17 protein-coding genes are annotated in these 14,606 nt (G+C 31.5%); all 17 read right to left on the reverse strand.

Annotated elements, in window-relative coordinates; genetic code table 11:
• Positions 1 to 13 precede the first annotated feature (13 nt).
• The 17 genes from ACFSSE_RS04975 to ACFSSE_RS05055 all read right to left on the reverse strand — a co-directional run bounded on the left by ACFSSE_RS04975 (position 14) and on the right by ACFSSE_RS05055 (position 14,605).
• Entirely contained in the window at positions 14 to 1,087 is a 1,074-nt protein-coding gene (locus ACFSSE_RS04975; RefSeq protein ID WP_379041860.1) for a glycosyltransferase, read from the reverse strand.
• On the reverse strand, positions 1,088 to 1,966 hold the full coding sequence (locus ACFSSE_RS04980; protein WP_379041862.1) for a glycosyltransferase family 2 protein: 879 nt from the start codon (positions 1,964 to 1,966) through the stop codon (positions 1,088 to 1,090). It abuts the gene before it with no gap.
• Between the two features lie 27 nt (positions 1,967 to 1,993).
• On the reverse strand, positions 1,994 to 2,887 hold the full coding sequence (locus ACFSSE_RS04985) for a glycosyltransferase family 2 protein (RefSeq protein WP_379041864.1): 894 nt from the start codon (positions 2,885 to 2,887) through the stop codon (positions 1,994 to 1,996).
• The gene (locus ACFSSE_RS04990) at positions 2,884 to 3,534 is read right to left on the reverse strand and encodes an acyltransferase (protein WP_379041866.1); all 651 of its coding nucleotides are present in this window, start codon (positions 3,532 to 3,534) and stop codon (positions 2,884 to 2,886) included. Before ACFSSE_RS04990 ends, ACFSSE_RS04985 begins: the two co-directional genes overlap by 4 nt.
• Positions 3,509 to 4,678 carry a glycosyltransferase gene (locus tag ACFSSE_RS04995; RefSeq protein WP_379041868.1) on the reverse strand — a complete coding sequence of 390 codons (1,170 nt, stop codon included), beginning with the start codon at positions 4,676 to 4,678 and terminating at the stop codon, positions 3,509 to 3,511. The genes ACFSSE_RS04990 and ACFSSE_RS04995 overlap by 26 nt, the downstream gene beginning before the upstream one ends.
• Positions 4,657 to 5,556, reverse strand: a complete 900-nt coding sequence (locus ACFSSE_RS05000; protein ID WP_379041870.1) for an NAD-dependent epimerase/dehydratase family protein — start codon at positions 5,554 to 5,556, stop codon at positions 4,657 to 4,659. The genes ACFSSE_RS04995 and ACFSSE_RS05000 overlap by 22 nt, the downstream gene beginning before the upstream one ends.
• A complete protein-coding gene (locus tag ACFSSE_RS05005; protein ID WP_379041872.1) occupies positions 5,556 to 6,176 on the reverse strand; it encodes an acyltransferase in 621 nt (206 codons plus the stop codon). Before ACFSSE_RS05005 ends, ACFSSE_RS05000 begins: the two co-directional genes overlap by 1 nt.
• A complete protein-coding gene (locus ACFSSE_RS05010) occupies positions 6,163 to 6,750 on the reverse strand; it encodes an acyltransferase (protein WP_379041874.1) in 588 nt (195 codons plus the stop codon). Before ACFSSE_RS05010 ends, ACFSSE_RS05005 begins: the two co-directional genes overlap by 14 nt.
• A 50-nt stretch (positions 6,751 to 6,800) precedes the next feature.
• Positions 6,801 to 7,706: a sugar transferase gene (locus ACFSSE_RS05015; protein ID WP_379041876.1), complete on the reverse strand. Its 906-nt coding sequence runs from the start codon at positions 7,704 to 7,706 to the stop codon at positions 6,801 to 6,803.
• A gap of 36 nt (positions 7,707 to 7,742) precedes the next feature.
• A complete protein-coding gene (locus ACFSSE_RS05020) occupies positions 7,743 to 8,750 on the reverse strand; it encodes a glycosyltransferase family 61 protein (RefSeq protein ID WP_379041878.1) in 1,008 nt (335 codons plus the stop codon).
• A 120-nt stretch (positions 8,751 to 8,870) separates the two neighbouring features.
• Positions 8,871 to 9,818 carry a glycosyltransferase family 2 protein gene (locus ACFSSE_RS05025; protein ID WP_379041880.1) on the reverse strand — a complete coding sequence of 316 codons (948 nt, stop codon included), beginning with the start codon at positions 9,816 to 9,818 and terminating at the stop codon, positions 8,871 to 8,873.
• Entirely contained in the window at positions 9,818 to 10,450 is a 633-nt protein-coding gene (locus ACFSSE_RS05030; protein WP_379041882.1) for a NeuD/PglB/VioB family sugar acetyltransferase, read from the reverse strand. Before ACFSSE_RS05030 ends, ACFSSE_RS05025 begins: the two co-directional genes overlap by 1 nt.
• A gap of 1 nt (position 10,451) precedes the next feature.
• Positions 10,452 to 11,465, reverse strand: coding sequence for a 3-oxoacyl-ACP synthase III family protein (locus ACFSSE_RS05035; RefSeq protein ID WP_379041884.1), 1,014 nt, complete (start codon positions 11,463 to 11,465; stop codon positions 10,452 to 10,454).
• Between the two features lie 3 nt (positions 11,466 to 11,468).
• Positions 11,469 to 12,224 (reverse strand): SDR family NAD(P)-dependent oxidoreductase, encoded by a 756-nt coding sequence (locus ACFSSE_RS05040; RefSeq protein WP_379041886.1) that lies wholly within the window; start codon positions 12,222 to 12,224, stop codon positions 11,469 to 11,471.
• Complete coding sequence (locus ACFSSE_RS05045) at positions 12,221 to 13,279, reverse strand: 3-oxoacyl-ACP synthase III family protein (protein ID WP_379041888.1); 1,059 nt, start codon at positions 13,277 to 13,279, stop codon at positions 12,221 to 12,223. The genes ACFSSE_RS05040 and ACFSSE_RS05045 overlap by 4 nt, the downstream gene beginning before the upstream one ends.
• Positions 13,280 to 13,282: 3 nt before the next feature.
• Positions 13,283 to 13,513 carry an acyl carrier protein gene (locus ACFSSE_RS05050; RefSeq protein WP_379041890.1) on the reverse strand — a complete coding sequence of 77 codons (231 nt, stop codon included), beginning with the start codon at positions 13,511 to 13,513 and terminating at the stop codon, positions 13,283 to 13,285.
• A 12-nt stretch (positions 13,514 to 13,525) separates the two neighbouring features.
• Positions 13,526 to 14,605, reverse strand: a complete 1,080-nt coding sequence (locus ACFSSE_RS05055; RefSeq protein WP_379041892.1) for a DegT/DnrJ/EryC1/StrS family aminotransferase — start codon at positions 14,603 to 14,605, stop codon at positions 13,526 to 13,528.
• Between the last annotated feature and the right edge of the window lies 1 nt (position 14,606).

Genomic DNA, 14,606 nt, shown 5'->3' on the forward strand with positions numbered 1-14,606 from the left:
CAATGGCTGGTGCTTACTTTTTCAGGATATTTTCTATTAAAAGTACATTATTATCAATATTATAGTTAAGTATAATATGATCTTGTAGTTTACTAAAATCATAACTTAATTCAGAATGGTAATATTTAAAAATCCTATCTGCTAACTCCAACTCAGTTTCATATACAAATGTATTTTTTTCTGGAGCTAATATCTGCTCCACTATTCCTACCTTTCTTGCAAAAACAGGGGTTCCCGCTAAAACAGATTCTGGCAAAGTTCTGCCGAAAGATTCATCTATAATGGATGGAAAAATAGAGATGTCATAATTCTGGAAATATTCAAACGGGTTAGTAATGGGGCTTTTAATGTTCACTAGGTAGGCCAATTCTTTTTCTGAAATAAAAGTAAGGATTTCTTGTCTGTACCTTTTTTCGATCGCAGAATCTGAAGGGCCAGTAATGTCTAAATGTATTTCAAGTTGAAATTTTTCTTTTAGTATTAACCATGCTTCTAATAATTCTAAGAGCCCTTTTTCTGGAGATAATCGACCTAAATAGGTAGCATTATTAGTAAATGCTTTTCTTTGGGGTAATGGAGCTTTTAGAGAGATTTTTATCCCATCATTAACCACATTTAATTTGTGCTCCTTAAAATAGTTTAAATATTGTGCTTTAATAAGGTGGTTTACACATATAAAGTTATCTACCAATTTACCTGCTAAATTAAACAGCCTACTATTACCTTGCTTAGGCACACGAATATGACAGATTATGTTTACCTGTCTTAATAATTTGCAAATTGAGGCAGTAATTGTATCAGATAATTGATTAACATAAATAACATCAGGTTTAAAATGGTTAATAATTTTAGCGGCCTTGTATAATTTAACCCAAGTAGAAACGCTTGAATAGTTTATTTCCGTTTTTGGTATTTTTATATGTTGTATTCCAATTTTGTCATAAGCTAATAGGTAGTCTCCTTCTTCTACATAAAAAACGGTGACCTGGTGACCTAAGTTTTTTAGTCCTGCTAGAACTTCAAAAAAAGCTTTCTCAGACCCACCTTTTTTACTTGTAGGGTGATATTCTATCGCTGAAATTTTCATTTAATCCTCAATTTTTTTATAACGACTGAAAATGTAATACTCTTTCATGAAACAGTTTAATTGTTTAAAATCAGGAAGATGAAAATGTTTTAATTGGTATTTTAAATGATGTACAATTCTATTGAATAATAATTCCTTTGTTTCCTTTTGATGATTAGTTAACAAAATTTGGCGATACCTAGGGAATACGTCAAACAGCCAAGAATACCTTTCTCCATTTTTTATTGATGAATTATTGGTTTCATGCTTTCGGTAATATCCTCCAATATCGTCAGAGTAATATAAATTCAAATGATTAACCCCTAATCTGAAAAATAATTCTGCATCACATATTTGAGTATTTAAAAATAAATCTCCATTACTTAAGGTGATAGATTGAAGAGATTTTGTTTTAAATACAGTAAAAATGATGTGGAAGGGGTTATGAAAAAAGCATTGTCTAAATAGTTCTTCCTGAAAGCCAATACTAAGTTCTTTCTGTATACCTACTTCTTTAATTTGTTTGCTTTGATCTTCTAAAATTTTATAGTTGAAACTAACGGCATCTGCATTTTCTTCTTTGTCAAATATTTTCAAGGCATTCTCAATCATATTTGGGTCGTAAACATCATCTGCGTTAGCCATTACTAAATAATCACCTGTTGCTTTGTGAAAAACCTCATTCCAATTTCCACCTATTCCCAAATTTTTTTTATTCCTATAAACCTTTACTCTAGAATCTTTATGTGAAAAATTAAAAGCTTTATTGTAGGTGTCATCTTTAGAGCAATCGTCTTGAACTAAGATTTCTAAATAAGGATAAGTTTGATTTCTCCAACCATCTATTGCTTCTTCAATATATTGAGCCGCATTATAAGCAGGTATGCAAATCGATATCAAGGGATTTATATTCACGCTGATGTTTTTTTAGCCTCTTAGACCTTTATAATTTATAGTATATTTAAGTACAAACTTCCAAAAAACATTCACTTTCATATATTTAAAATTAAATGAAATGAATTTAACAAAATTAATTGAGTTTTTGAAGGAGGGTTCATGAGCTTGCCAAAGTTTAATTTGCTCTAAAGCCAACCAATAGTTTAACACTCTTTTTATAATCACTTTAATAGACTTGTCCTTTTCTGATTGATAAAGGTTTTTATAAAAACTAACAATCTCCTCTTTACTTTTCTCTTGTATTAAGGAGGTTTTTGATTCAGCATGAACTCTAAAGTTGGCCAATACTTTATCAGTATAACTTATTTCAGTGTTTTTCTTTAGATAATTTACATAAAAGAAAAAATCAAAATAGTAATGGCTTTTAATGTCTAAACCAAATGATTTTGTATCATGTAAATTTACCCAAATACCAGGTTGGTGATAGGTTGATTTTAGGTTTAAGAACTCATTATGGGTTAAATTACTGTTCTGGGTAAAGTCATTAAGTGCAGGGTTTTCTGGATAAAAATTAAAGACCTTCCCCGCAATGGTTAATCCAGGTTTATATAATTCCGAAATGGTTTTTAAAGCATTTACCGCTAATATATCATCACTATTTATCCAGTTGAATAGATCACCAGTACAATGTGCCAAACCTTTGTTTATAGCATCTGCTTGACCTTTATCTGGTTCGCTTATCCAATAGGTTAAATGTTTTTCATATTTTTTTATAATCTCAACAGATTCATCTGTGCTTCCACCATCAATAATAATGTACTCTAAATTGGGGTAATCTTGGTTAATTACCGAAATAATTGTTTCTTCAATGTATTTACCTTGATTAAAGTTAGGGGTTATTATAGATATTTTTGGTGACATCATATACTTCTATGTGAATTCCAATTAATAGAAGCTTTTACTTCCTTAGCGGGGTTGCCTGCCACAATAGTATTTTTCTCTACTTTTTGTACCACAACTGCCCCAGCTCCAACAATACTGTCATTTTCAATGGCCACCCCTTTTAAAATCTGAGCCCTTGTACCAATCCAAACATGATCTTTAATGTCAACGTCTTTACCTTCGTTTATGACACTTTTGGTTTCCATATCAATTATCGGATGTGAATCACCAGTTCTTATGATAATATCTTCTGCTAACATGCAGTTTTTACCAATACTAATTTTTCTGCCAATTTCCGTAACAGCCAAATGAGCGGATTGTATACTTGTGTTTTCACCTATTATAATAGCGTTATTATCATCTTCTATCCATAAAATACCACCATACATATAAACTTCATCTCCTATTTTAATATGATGATTATTCCCTCTAATTTTGATGGTTACATTTTTTAAATAACAACTTCCAAATTCTACTAGGTTGTTATTCCCTTCAATATCCCATTTAACAAATAATACGGTGTTTTTTGATTTGGTAATTTTATTACCAACACCACGTATGGTGAAGATAGATTTTTTGAAATCATGATACCAGTAGCGGAGTTTATTTATTAGCATAGTTTGTTTCATTTTTTAAAATAGCCATAAATTCTTTTGCAAAAACTGTTATATTTTGATGATAATCTATAATAGCGTTTTTTGAAACATTACTTTTATAACTAGCTAAACTGAGATGGTTTGCAAGATCGTCCTCATTATGTGGGTTAAAATAGTGAGCCTCGTATTTTTCTAATTGCTCTCTATGAATTTTCAAGTCAGATATGATGAGTGATTTATTTAGAAATTTCGCATCCTCGACAATGGTACTCCAACCTTCAAATAAAGAGGGTTGAATAACAGCCTGGGCATTTGAAAGTAAATTTAGTTGTACCTGTCTATCCACAAAACCTAATAAAATAACGTTTGTAGATAAGCTATTAGATAATATGAAATCTGTTAAATCTTTATAATATTTTTCACTTTCAAGGTTTACGCTCACTTTTCCAGTGAAAATTACCTTTATCTCTTGCCCTTTATCTTTTAGGTATTTGATAGCTTTTAAAATGATTAAGTGATTTTTGTGTGGCCAAAACTGATTACAACAGATAAAGTAATTTCCTGGTATTTTTTGTTGGTTTACTTCTGCAGGTATAGAACTGTTAGTCAGTTTTGGTAAAGAAACTGCAAAAGGGACAACATGAGTTGAAACTTTATAACCTGGGAAAATTTTTTTAAACTGATTAAATGCATCTTGGCTACTTAAAACCAAATCGAAGTTACTCGATGCTATTCCTTGTTGCCATTTTAATCTTCTTTCAATTTCAGAAACTTTAAACATTTCAGCAAAAAAATGATCCTGAAAATCAGGAATCCAATATATTTTTTTCTTAGCTAAATCAAATTGAATGGAGTTAGTATACGGGAATACCCCATCAAGATTTTTGATTTTTTGCGAGCAAACAGATTTCCCTAATAATCGTCTAGTTACTATGTTAATTCCTCTACATAATATGTTTTTCTCGCCCGAGTGTATTTGAAATTTTAAATAAGGATAAGATGTGTTTTTCTTTAATAATAGAAAATCACTTTTTTTGATCACTATAGCTATTATTTCAGGTTTTTCAATGTCATTTAACGTGTTAAGTGATTTTACTAAATTCTCTAAGTAATATGTCCCACCAATCCAGTTTTCATCATAAGAGTATTTTAACCCTAATCTAATTCTTTTAGCCATTCACTATATTCTTTTAGTCCTTGTTTTATTGTTATTTCTTGAGCGTATCCTAAATCTTTTATTTTTTTTATGTCGGCACACCAATAAAGAGGATCACCTGCTCTATTATGATTGTTGAATTTAAATTCGCCTTGCCAACCTATTTCATATAATAACTGTTCAATTGCAACTCTAATTTCTATTTCTTCACCATTTGCAATATTATAACAATCAACATCAAAAGCAGAATTTTGTAAAATTAAGTCAATTGCTTGTACAACATCCGAAATATGGATAAAATCTCTGGTTTCTTTTCCTGTACCAAAAAAATCAATATAATTTGAGCCTTTACTTTTTTTATAAACATCCCAAAATAATTGTTTTTTTAGCGAATTTCCGTAAGCAGAGAAAATTCTGACAGAACAAGCGTCTATATTATAAAACTCCTTAAATTCTTTGCAAATATTTTCGGCCATTACTTTATGATAACCATAAGGAGACATGGGCTGTAGGCTTGCATCTTCTGCAATAGGTAGCTTAGTGGGATTCCCGTAAACAGCAGCACTTGATAAATTTAAAAACTTACAGCTTGGAGAAAATATTCTGATGTTATTTAGTAAATTAAATACATTAAATGTGTTTAAATAGAAGTCGTGTGAAGGATTTAATAAAGATTCAGGTACGCTAGCCGCACCCGAACAATTGATACAAGCATCAAAATGGTTACTCCTAAAAATACTTTCAAAATCTGAATTACTATTATCCATCAAAATGTATTTAGAATCCTCAAATTCTGCACTTACATCACAGCCCCAAACATCTTTATCAGCTTGTAATCTGTAAAAATTCAATAAATGTTGGCCAATAAATCCTTTAGAGCCTATTATCAATATTTTCATTATAATTTTTTTATAAGTTTTGCAGGGTTGCCGCCAACAACAGTAAAGGCTTCCACATCTTTAACTACATAACTGCCTGCACCAACTACGGCACCTTCTCCAATAGTTACCCCTTTTAGTATGGTGACATTAAAACCAATCCAGGCTTTAGATTTTATCAAAATTGGACGTGAAACTACATTTGACCAATCTTTTCTTGCTATAGCATCACCATTAAATTCCGTATAATCTTTATATGACTGTGAGTTGTCATATTTTCTCTCTTCCCAGTAAATACTATGAGAATTATGATCGTAAATTGTAATACCCCATGCCATTGTAACATCGTCTTCGATTTCTATTTTTGTTCTGCAAATAAAATGAGCATGTCCAATATGAACATTTTCGCCGATTTTAATTTCTCCTTTTGATGTTTCAAAAGTACAAATTGCATTTATTAAACATTTTGATCCAATAGTAACATATTTCCTGTTTTCAGGCTGAATTCTGAAATCGAGATTAAAAGATTTTAAAATTGCAGTTGAATTTATGGACACATTTTTTTCGTAAATCTGCAAATCGCTTCTTCTTTTTTCTAAAAATAGTTTTTTGATTACGTACTTAATTTTACTCAACATCATTTAGGAGTTTAATTACTTTACAAGGGTTTCCCATGGAGAGTGAATATGGAGGAATATCTTTAGTAACAATAGATCCAGCACCAATAATTGCCCCCTCTCCAATTGTAACACCTTTTAAAATGGTTACGTTAAAGCTTATCCAAACATTGTCTCCAATACTGATTGGCGCATTCAGAATACTTCCCTTGGTAGTCCAAAGTCCATTTTTAATTAAATCTTGATATCTATTTATTCTCTCCTTTGTGTCAATTTCATGTGCATTAGTATCCATAATATTTACATTGTGTGATATGAGAACATTATTTCCAATAGTGATTTCTTCGCCTGACCATATTCTAGTCAAATCGCCTATATAACAGTTTTTTCCAATAGTAATTTTCCCTCCATATTTAAAAATTAGTAAAGTACCTGCAATCTGGCTTAATTCGCCAATAACAATTTGGTTGGGATTGTTTTGTCCGTTATGGATTAAAGCGTTCTTATGGAACGTTACATTATTCGCCAAGCAAGTTTTACGACAGTTTAAAACATTAGCCCTATTAGATTCTTCGGCTAAAATTTCGGTTATGTTCAAAATTCTGATAAAATACCGCAATACTTTTTGTAAGAATAGCTTCATTTTATTTAATGTTTGGGGGAAATGATTTTCTTAATAAATCTCTTAATCTTTACATATTGTGAAACTTTCTCAGCGGGAGCTTCTTCAAAATAAAGCGTTAATTTTGACATTAAATCCATATCTATGTCTTCTTTTAAGGTAACCCTTATTTTATTTTGATAAAGCCTTTGAGTTATTTCATTGGGCGTACAGTTTTCTCCAGAACCATCAAAACCTATATTATAAATCAATGATACTGATGGAAATAAACCTAATCCATTTTGTAAAAATGCGGTATAATGCCATTTGATTGCCCATGATTTAGGATGGTCCAACATATTTGCGTAATCGTAATCGCCCAAATTAAATCGTTGCCTTAAAAACTTATTGTCTTGTATTACATTTTTATAATCAAGGTCTAATTTTAACTTATTCCATCTGTCTTTCCAAGTAGCCCAGCCCCAAGAAGTGGTTGCAAGGGTAGATAAAAAAGTATCTATCTTATTTGTGTCTAACGGAAACTGATATGCATTTATAGAAAAAACATGGGAAATATTCTCATATACATTCAGTCCATCATTACAATAATTTAGAAAAAACGGAGAAGTAACAAGATCGTCTTCTAAAACAATTATTTTCCCATACTTATTTATTACCTCAGTTATTCCATCTAATACATTCTTTACTAATCCAAAATTTTCTTTTCTTTCCACAATAAAGACTTCCTTACACCAATTTTCTCTTTTGATGATTTCTTTAGTTTGCTGAAAGGCAGTTTTTTGCGCTTCGTCTGCATTATTTTTTAATCCATCCGAATATATAAATAATGTAGATTGCGCTGAAAGCTCATTAGCCATCAAGGCTTTTAATGTTTGCTCGGTGTGCCAAGGACGGTTGTATACAAATAATATAATGGGTGCTAAATCTGACATTACAAAAAGCGTTTAATTAGTAAAAAAATTAAACAGTTAATTCTTTTTTAAATTAAGGATATAATTTTTTAGAGAAGCTATATCTATCATCAAGTTTGCAAAATGAGGGATATCACTTGTGCCTTCATTAAGTAAATAATGATAATTTATATCCAAAGCTGATGCTAAGCTAAAATAGCAATTGCTATGTGTATCTAATTTATTTCTTAACTCAATTATGTGTGTATTTTCTTTCATAAAAAGCATATTTGTTAAACTAGCTCCATGAATAGAGATCAAATAATCAGTATGGGCAATGATGTCCATTTGTTTTAAAATACTATATTCTTCAAAATAATGAATTTCTACATGTAGTGTTAACAACATATTCACTAATTCAGTTTCATTATTTGCTTTTCGCCTGCTAGATTTATCCCTACTAATATAAACCCATTTTTTAATTGAACCGTTTTTGGGGCTAATTTTTTTTAAAAATACACTTCTTAACTCTTTTATAACAATATCATTATAGTTTCCGGTTGTAGTTGCACAATGGTTAGCAACTATAAGTTCGTGGCATTTTATATTTATTTTTTTGTCTTCTTTTATAAAATATTTGTACCCTAATAAGTCTAAAGTTTCTTTTACAAAACTTTGATTAGCAACTTCAGGTCTTAATATAATAACAGAATCATGCGAATCATCTATTTTAGAAATATTTAAAAGCCTTGGTAAGCAATCTAAAAACCAGTGAAAATAACCAACACTTAAATCGTCTGTTATCCAAATTGCTTTTTCTATCTTTATTTCTGGTAATAAAAATCTTTTTAAAATAATTTTTAGCTTATATATCTTGTCTAATTTAAATGTATGAGTGTACTTCCCTAAAACAAACCAATTATGAAATAATGTCTCCTCAACTATAAATACGTTTTTGAGTTTTAAAATATAATTTGAAGGAATAATTTTTTTAAGCTCTTGAGAAAAAATATGAGCATCATTTTTGTTATAATTAATGGGCAATTTTCTGTTCGAAAGATATTTATCAGTGAGTATGTGTTTCATCGTTTAGTTGAATGAATTTTATTCTCATCCTAATTGCAAAATATAACAGAAAGAGGCTGAAAATTAGCTTTGAATATAGGGTGATTAATTTTGTTGATAAGAATTCGAATTATAGTTTATCTAAATAAATTTCAGTAAGTTATTTATGTAATTTTTCGTATAGATTTTAATTAGGCGAAGGCTATCTTTGTATTCTTTTTTCTTAATATATATTATAATAGCTAAAAATATTAGACGAATCTTGGTCCACGATTTTGCTTCATTTATAATCAAAGTGTTTACATAGAACACTCTTTGCTGGAAATGAAGAGAGACTTCTTTATATGTATTGATTTTATAATATTTCGCTAGATTAGCGAATGTTTTTAGTTGCATTCTGTGTTTTATTGATTGGCTTTTAGTACTCCAAACGCCTCCTTCATGAACTCTATAAACGCAATTTTTTATGTCATGGTGATATTTTGATTTTCCAAATTGACCTAAGTAACTAAAAATAGCGGTGTCTCCATTCGGTGAATTTTTTAGAATGTCGGGAAGATCATTAAGTTTATTTCTATAAACAGCAGTAAGCGTTAAAATAGGAGTAATTTTCATCAGTTCTACCGACATAAAATCCCTTTGCTGTGATAAAGGTAATTTTGCAGGGCTTATCACGTTGTTCTCATTGTCAATAATAATTGCGTTATGGCAACTTATAATATAGTCTTTATTAACTTCTAGAAAATCAACCTGCTTTTGTAGTTTTGAAGGGTCTGTCCAATAATCGTCGCCTTCACAATTTGCGATATATTTTCCATCACATTTTTCTAATGCAAAGAATGCATTTGGCATCATTCCTAAATTAGTTTCGTGATTGAAGTATCTAATTAGATAGCCTTTAGGGTGTGATTGAATTAACTCTTCTATTACATCGTGAGTTCGATCTGTAGAACAATCATTGGCAATAATCAATTCAAAATCAAAAGTAGTTTCTTGCATTAAAACTCCCTCTATAGCCTCTTGTATGAACTTTTCATGGTTGTAGGTAATCATACAAACAGAAACCATTGGATTTGTTTTCTCAACCATTAAAATATCTCTTTTGCAGGTGAGCCAAAAACAGTTACACCTTCTTTTACATTCTTAATGACCAAAGAATGAGCACCAACGACGGCACCTTTTCCAACCTTAACTTTAGGCAAAATACTTGCTTTCGTATGCAGCGTAACTTCTTCCTTTAACTCAGCATAACCACCCATAAAAGAATAGGCATTCAAATGGCACCAATTTCCAATTTTTGCATCATGTCCTATACCTGAAAAACTTTGTATAGTAACAAAATCGCCAATAATGGTTTCATTACTTATAGCACAAAAAGAACAAATGATAATACCTTTCCCAACTTTACTAAAATTGTTTATTTGTGCCAATGGATGTATGATGTTTATAAATTCGCCACCTTTAGACAGAATAAGTTCAACATATTTTTTTTTATATTTTACCTCACCCAACGCACAGATAAAAACATCATCCTTTTCAATTATATAGTCTTCTACTGAAGAAATTATTGGAACGGGATAGCCCATACTGTCCAATACATCGGATTTGTCGTCCAAAAAACCTTTGATTATCCAATCTTTATTATACTCTTTACATTGGGTTGCCCAGTTATATACTTCACGACCATAGCCTCTAGCGCCAATAATAATGAGGTTTTTCATATTAATAGAATTTTAAGGTACAGCCTGCCCAAGAATAACCAACGCCAAAACCTGCTAATAGGATTTTTTGATCAGCTTTAATTTTTCCTTGTTCCATGGCTTCACATAAGGCAATTGGAATAGTAGAAGAAACCGTATTGCCACAGTTTTCTAAAAAGACAAAGAACTTTTGTTCATCTATGCCAATTTTTTTGCGCAGATGGTTTAACATATATTTATTGGCCTGATGAAAAATATATAAATCAATATCTTCACGATTTAAATTGGCTTTGCTTAAAACTTGATTTACTAAAGAGGGTACAGAAGATAAAGTGAAATTAAAAATCTCTGAACCGTTCATGTATAAATCTGCATCAGTGTGCACATTGTCATATTCGTCTGTAATTTCTTTAACCTGATTTGTTTTTCCTTGTCTAAACCTCATTCCACCACTTTTTACAATCAAATTTTCGGCACCACCACCGTCTGTACCAAAAATAAAATGATTTAATGAACACCGTCCTTTTTCTTTGGTCAGAAAAGTCGCTGAAGCGGCGTCTCCAAAAATGGTTAAGTTGCTTTTGTCTTTGGGGTTTATAAACTTCGAATAAGTTTCTGAGGTGATTAACAAAACATTATCTACTAATCCACCATCTATTAAGCCTTTTGCTAAACTCAATCCGTAAACGTAGCCAGAACAACCGAGGTTAAAGTCTAAAGCGCCAACTGTGTTACTTAAGCCCAGTTTTTCCTGAACAATACAGGCTGTTGTAGGTAAAAAATAATCGGCGCTTTGTGTACAAAGCAATATAAATTGAATTTTATTTTTATCGATCTTTTGCTCTGCAAATAGTTTCTCGGCTACTTGTACCGCCATGTCAGAAGAGAATTCGTCTGCACTAGCAATATGCCTATTATAAATACCAGTTTTCGAGCTTATTTTATCTATACCCCATTCTGGGAACTGCCGATTTATGGTCTCATTATCTAAAGTATCTGCCGGTAAATAATAGGTTAGAGAATGTATAAACGCCATAATTTATTGTATTGTAAATCCACCATCGAGTGTTAAATTTATACCAGTAACCCATTTGCTAGCATCGGAGAGAAGATAAATACAAGCATTCGCTACATCTTTTGGCTCACCATATCCTAAGGGGTATTTTCTTTCATCAATTAGTAACTGTTCTGTGGTTATGTCGTGTGATTTGTTCCACATCTCTGTTTTTACCATGCCAGGGTTTACAGAATTAACCCTTATGTTTTGCTTTGCTAATTCTACTGCTAAAACTTTTTGTATACCGTTTATTGCTCCTTTAGATGCGCAATAAATGGAATTTCCAATAGTTCCAATGGAGACTCCTCCAATAGAAGAAATAAAAATTATAGAAGCATTTTTATTGAGCTTTTTATTTTTTATGAGAAGATTGATAAGTAATATGGGAGCCATAAAATTAGTGCTCATCATATTTTCTAAGTCGCCTGAAGTAACAAATTTGAATGGTATGGTTCTCATAATTCCCGCGTTTAATACCAATCCATCTAATTTTGGGAGATTATTCACCAATTCTTCCGTTTGGCTCTTATTGTTTAAGTCTGCCAAAAAGCTTAAATTATCGTCACCCTCAAGTTTCGAGAAAGTATCATTCAGTCTTTCATTATTCCTTCCCGTTATAAAAACATTAGCTCCAATTTTCGAACAACTAATTGCTGTTTCTTTTCCTATTCCAGAGGATGCCCCCGTAACCAAAATAGTTTTGTTATCTAAAGAAAACGGATTTAATATTTCTCTCATATTTCAAGCAATTCTGAAATGAAGGTGTTGTTCAATTTAACGAAACAAGTCCCCCAAGATAGGCCTACGCCAAACCCACATAAAATTAAATCACCTGTATAAGAGATTGATTTTTCTCGTCCTATATGGTTTACAATAGTTAAGGGTATGGAAGCTGATGAAGTATTTCCAAATTCTTTTAAGGAATAGGGTATTTTTTCTGGATTTAATTTTAACTTCTTTACAATCATTTTATTCATCATCAAATTTGCTTGATGAAAAAAGAAAAAATCTACACTAGTTAAATTTATTGAGAAAGACTCTACCAGTGCTTTAATGGTTTTGGGAGCTTGGCTGATGCCGAAAGAAAAGACATCCATCCCATCTAAGCTTAATTGTAGTTGGTTTCTTTCAATTCCATCAGCTATCACTTTAGGTTCGAAAGAATCTTTTGAAGTTTGATTGCGAAAACCACCAGATTCGACCATAATAGATTGGTATCCGGACCCATCAGAGCCTAAATTGAAATGAATGGGTTCTGCATGGTCATCATAAGTTAAACAAGTTGCCGAACCAGCGTCACCAAATAATGGCGTGGTACTTTTATCATTTTCGGAATTGATTTTACTAATTGTATCTCCAACTAATAAAATTCCTTTTTTTAACCTCGTTGCGGCCATCATCCCAGAAATAATAGATAAACCATAAACATAGCCAGAGCAACCTAGGGGGACATCGAAAGCAATACATTCTTGTGACAAGCCTAATCTATCTTGTAAAATTGTAGAAGTTACGGGAAGGGTATAATCACCCGTTTGAGATACAAAAACTAAAATTTCAATTTCTTTTTTATCCCAATCTAAATCGTGGATGAGTTTTTCTGCCGCTGCTAAACATAAATCAGATGTGCAAATATGATCGTCTACAATTCTTCTAGCTTCAACCCCCGTTGTGGCTATAAATTTATCTATATCTTCTGAAGATAAATTGGCCAAATCGCGGTTTCTCTCCTGTTTTTTGGGTACGCATGCTGCGACTCCACTTATAGCAACAGAATGAGTTGAAAAGTTTGCCATCCACTAAGCTTTAGCCTCAATTTTCGAAAATAAATCTTGTATGGTGGTTGAAGTACGGATGTCATCACCAGTAAGTTTTAAACTATACTCATCATCCACCATAGCAATCATAGAAAGTGCCAGCATAGAATCCCATTCTTCTAGTTGTTTAAACTGTGTGTCGGGTTTAATGGTGTTTAAATCGGTTTCTTCAAAAACCACATCTAATTTTGAAATAAAAGTTTTGATGTCCATATTTTTTTTAATTTAATTATTTTGTGCTCTTAATAAAAGTCTAGCTATAAAATCTACCTCTTCTGTTGATAATCCATAATACAAAGGTAAACATAAAACTCTTCTACAAATTTTATCTGTAATAGGAGTAGCTGTTTTTTCTACGTAATGGAGGTCATTTAAGGAAGGATAAAAATATCTCCTAGGATAAATCCAATTTTGGTTTAATAAAGATAAGGCTTTTAACAAGCTGTCTTCATTTTTAAATATGATAGGAAAGTACGCATAGTTAAAATCAGCATCTTGGTTTAATTCAATCAAATGAACATCAAGACCTTTTAATGCTTCCATATAATAGATACTTATTTGCTGCCTTGAGGCTAAAATTTTATCAATAAAAGGAAGATTTGCAAGCCCCATAGCTGCGTGAAACTCACTGTTTTTTCCATTAATTCCAACTTCTGCAAACTCTTCTGGCCCATGGTGTCCAAAATTACGGAGGTAAGCTATTTTTTTTAACAAATCCGCATTTTGTGTAAATACCGCTCCACCTTCTGTTGTATGGAATAATTTGGTAGCATGAAAACTGGTGGTGCTAATATCTCCATAGTTAAAGACAGATTTGCCTTTATATTTTGTACCAAAGCAATGGGCTGCATCGTAAATTACTTTAAGATTATGCTTTTTTGCTATTTTATCAATAGCATCAATATCGCAAGGATTACCGTAAACATGGGTTGCTAAAATTGCACTGGTATTTGGGGTGATAGCAGCTTCTATCTTTAAAGGGTCAATATTTAAAGTTTTCTCGTCAATATCAGCAAAAACAGGTTTACAACCTTCCCATACAATACTGCTGGTGGTTGCCACATAAGAAAAAGGGGTGGTGATAATTTCTCCTTTGAGTGCTAGCGCTTTAATAGCTATCTGTAAAGCAATGGTTCCGTTGCTTAAATATAATAAATGTGGAACGTCTAAATATTCTTTTAAATTTAATTCCAGCTCATTTACTAAAGGACCATTGTTGGTTAGCCAATTACGTTGCCAAATTGTTTCTATATATTTTTGATATTCTGCTATTGGTGGGAGAAACGGTTTAGTTACTGGGATCATT

It is taken from the genome of Pedobacter alpinus (genome assembly GCF_042684645.1).
Lineage (GTDB): Bacteria > Bacteroidota > Bacteroidia > Sphingobacteriales > Sphingobacteriaceae > Pseudopedobacter > Pseudopedobacter alpinus.

What these genes read in the sequence shown, in the direction of transcription:
- ACFSSE_RS04975 (WP_379041860.1), bottom strand. Translation starts at nt 1,087, where the DNA reads ATGAAAATTTCAGCGATAGAATATCACCCTACAAGTAAAAAAGGTGGG.
- ACFSSE_RS04985 (WP_379041864.1), bottom strand. Translation starts at nt 2,887, where the DNA reads ATGATGTCACCAAAAATATCTATAATAACCCCTAACTTTAATCAAGGT.
- ACFSSE_RS04990 (WP_379041866.1), bottom strand. Translation starts at nt 3,534, where the DNA reads ATGAAACAAACTATGCTAATAAATAAACTCCGCTACTGGTATCATGAT.
- ACFSSE_RS04995 (WP_379041868.1), bottom strand. Translation starts at nt 4,678, where the DNA reads ATGGCTAAAAGAATTAGATTAGGGTTAAAATACTCTTATGATGAAAAC.
- ACFSSE_RS05000 (WP_379041870.1), bottom strand. Translation starts at nt 5,556, where the DNA reads ATGAAAATATTGATAATAGGCTCTAAAGGATTTATTGGCCAACATTTA.
- ACFSSE_RS05005 (WP_379041872.1), bottom strand. Translation starts at nt 6,176, where the DNA reads ATGATGTTGAGTAAAATTAAGTACGTAATCAAAAAACTATTTTTAGAA.
- ACFSSE_RS05015 (WP_379041876.1), bottom strand. Translation starts at nt 7,706, where the DNA reads ATGTCAGATTTAGCACCCATTATATTATTTGTATACAACCGTCCTTGG.
- ACFSSE_RS05020 (WP_379041878.1), bottom strand. Translation starts at nt 8,750, where the DNA reads ATGAAACACATACTCACTGATAAATATCTTTCGAACAGAAAATTGCCC.
- ACFSSE_RS05025 (WP_379041880.1), bottom strand. Translation starts at nt 9,818, where the DNA reads ATGGTTGAGAAAACAAATCCAATGGTTTCTGTTTGTATGATTACCTAC.
- ACFSSE_RS05030 (WP_379041882.1), bottom strand. Translation starts at nt 10,450, where the DNA reads ATGAAAAACCTCATTATTATTGGCGCTAGAGGCTATGGTCGTGAAGTA.
- ACFSSE_RS05035 (WP_379041884.1), bottom strand. Translation starts at nt 11,465, where the DNA reads ATGGCGTTTATACATTCTCTAACCTATTATTTACCGGCAGATACTTTA.
- ACFSSE_RS05040 (WP_379041886.1), bottom strand. Translation starts at nt 12,224, where the DNA reads ATGAGAGAAATATTAAATCCGTTTTCTTTAGATAACAAAACTATTTTG.
- ACFSSE_RS05045 (WP_379041888.1), bottom strand. Translation starts at nt 13,279, where the DNA reads ATGGCAAACTTTTCAACTCATTCTGTTGCTATAAGTGGAGTCGCAGCA.
- ACFSSE_RS05050 (WP_379041890.1), bottom strand. Translation starts at nt 13,513, where the DNA reads ATGGACATCAAAACTTTTATTTCAAAATTAGATGTGGTTTTTGAAGAA.
- ACFSSE_RS05055 (WP_379041892.1), bottom strand. Translation starts at nt 14,605, where the DNA reads ATGATCCCAGTAACTAAACCGTTTCTCCCACCAATAGCAGAATATCAA.